This window comes from Streptomyces sp. NPDC027189 (genome assembly GCF_055566975.1).
Genome location: NZ_JBVHRI010000079.1, coordinates 1 through 2181, shown reverse-complemented (window position 1 = coordinate 2181; position 2181 = coordinate 1). Strand labels below are relative to the sequence as shown.

Sequence of the window (2181 nt, the reverse complement as noted above, 5' to 3'; positions counted from 1 at the left end):
GGTGAGCTGGAGTACCTCGCCCGCGTCGACGACCAGGTCAAGCTGCGCGGCTTTCGTATCGAACTCGGTGAGATCGAGGCGGTGCTGGCCGGCCATGAGGGCGTCGCGCAGGCCGCGGTGCTGGTCCGTGAGGACCGCCCCGGCGACAAGCGCCTGGTCGCCTACACCATCCCGACCACGACGGCGGAAGGGCATGTGGCGGCCGCGGCCGCCACGGACCTGCGGGATCATCTGGCGGAGCAGCTCCCTGGCTACATGGTGCCGTCCGCGTTCGTCACCGTGGACGCGTTCCCTCTGACGGCGAACGGCAAGCTGAACCGCCGTGTCCTGCCCGCTCCCGACTACGGTCCGGAGAGCGAAGGCCGGGCCCCGCGCTCGCCGCGCGAGGAGATCCTCTGCGGTCTGTTCGCCGAGGTCCTGGGCGTCGACACCGTGACGATCGACGACGACTTCTTCGCACTCGGCGGGCACTCCCTGCTCGCCACCAAGCTGGTCAGCCGCGTGCGCTCCGTACTCGACGTCGAGATCGCCGTACGCCGTCTCTTCGAGGCGCCCACCGTCGCCGAACTCGCCGCAGTCCTCGACGACTCCGCGGCAGCACGGACCGCGCTGCGCGCCGTCGTTCCGCGTCCCGAACGCCTTCCGCTGTCCCTCGCTCAGCGCCGCCTCTGGTTCCTGCACCGCTTCGAGGGCCCCAGCGGGACGTACAACATCCCCGTCGCCCTCCGGCTGACGGGCCGCCTCGACCAGGCGGCCCTGCGATGCGCGCTCGCCGATGTGGTGGGGCGGCACGAGAGCCTGCGCACGGTCTTCGCGGAGGACGCCGAGGGCCCGTATCAGGTGGTGCTCGACACCGTCGACGCGGGACTGACCGTCGTCGCCACGGACGTGGAGCACCTGGACGAGGAGCTGCACCTCGCCACCCGGGCCTCCTTCGACCTGACGGCGGAACTTCCTCTGCGCGTCCGGCTGTTCGAGATCGGCGCGGATGACTACGTTCTGCTCGCAGTCGTCCACCACATCGCTGGAGACGCCTGGTCGATGGGCCCGCTGGCCCGTGACCTGGCGGCTGCGTACACCGCCAGGGTCGCGAGTGAGGCGCCGTCGTGGTCTCCGTTGCCGGTGCAGTACGCGGACTACAGCCTGTGGCAGCGCGAACTCCTCGGCTCCGAGGAAGACGAGAGCAGTGAGATCGCGCGCCAACTCGCCTATTGGAAGGGCGCGTTGACCGGGCTTCCAGAGGAGCTGTCGCTCCCGTTCGACCGTCCGCGGCCGGCGGTGTCCTCGTACGAGGGTGACCGGGTCACGTTCGAACTGCCGGCGAGTGTGTATGAAGGGCTCACGCGGGTGGCCCACGAGAGCCGCTCCAGCCTGTTCATGGTCCTGCAGGCGGGTCTGGCGGCGTTGCTGACGCGGCTCGGTGCGGGGACGGACGTTCCTATTGGGACGCCGATCGCGGGTCGTACGGATGACGCGCTGGATGATCTGGTCGGGTTCTTCGTGAACACGTTGGTGCTGCGGACGGACACGTCCGGTGATCCGACGTTCGCGGAACTGCTGGAGCGTGTGCGGGCGCAGGACCTGGCGGCGTACGCGCATCAGGACCTGCCGTTCGAGCGGCTGGTGGAGGTGGTCAACCCGGAGCGTTCGCTGTCCCGGCACCCGCTCTTCCAGACCATGCTCACCCTGAACAACACGGAACAGGGTGCGGCAACCGCCATCGCCTCACTGCCCGGCCTGACCGTGACGAGCCGGCCGGTCGGTGTCGGCACCGCCAAATTCGACCTGTCGTTCCGTCTCGCGGAACACCGTCCCGAAGCGGACGGCGAACCCGCCGCGCTGATCGGGGCGCTGGACTTCAGTACCGAGCTGTTCGACCGCGCCACCGCACAGCGCATCACCGACCGCTTCGTACGCGTCCTGACTGCCCTGGCCGAGGACACCAGCCGACTCATCGGCGATGTGGAGGTTCTTGACGCCGGTGAGCGGGGGCTGTTGCTGGAGGGGTGGCAGGGGGTTGCGCGTGGGGTGCGTGGGGTGTCGTTGCCGGTGTTGTTCGGGGAGCAGGTGGCCCGGACGCCGGGGGCGGAGGCTGTGGTGGCGGGTGATGTCGCCTTGTCGTATGGGGAGTTGGAGGCTCGGTCGAATCGGGTGGCTCGGTGGTTGATTGGCCGGGGGGTG

The 2181-nt window shown here is 69.5% G+C and carries 1 protein-coding gene; it reads left to right on the top strand.

Translation table 11 applies throughout. The features are described from left to right. The coding region (locus ACZ4RZ_RS50250) for a condensation domain-containing protein (RefSeq protein ID WP_467754370.1) at positions 1 to 2181 on the top strand (2181 nt) is incomplete at both ends.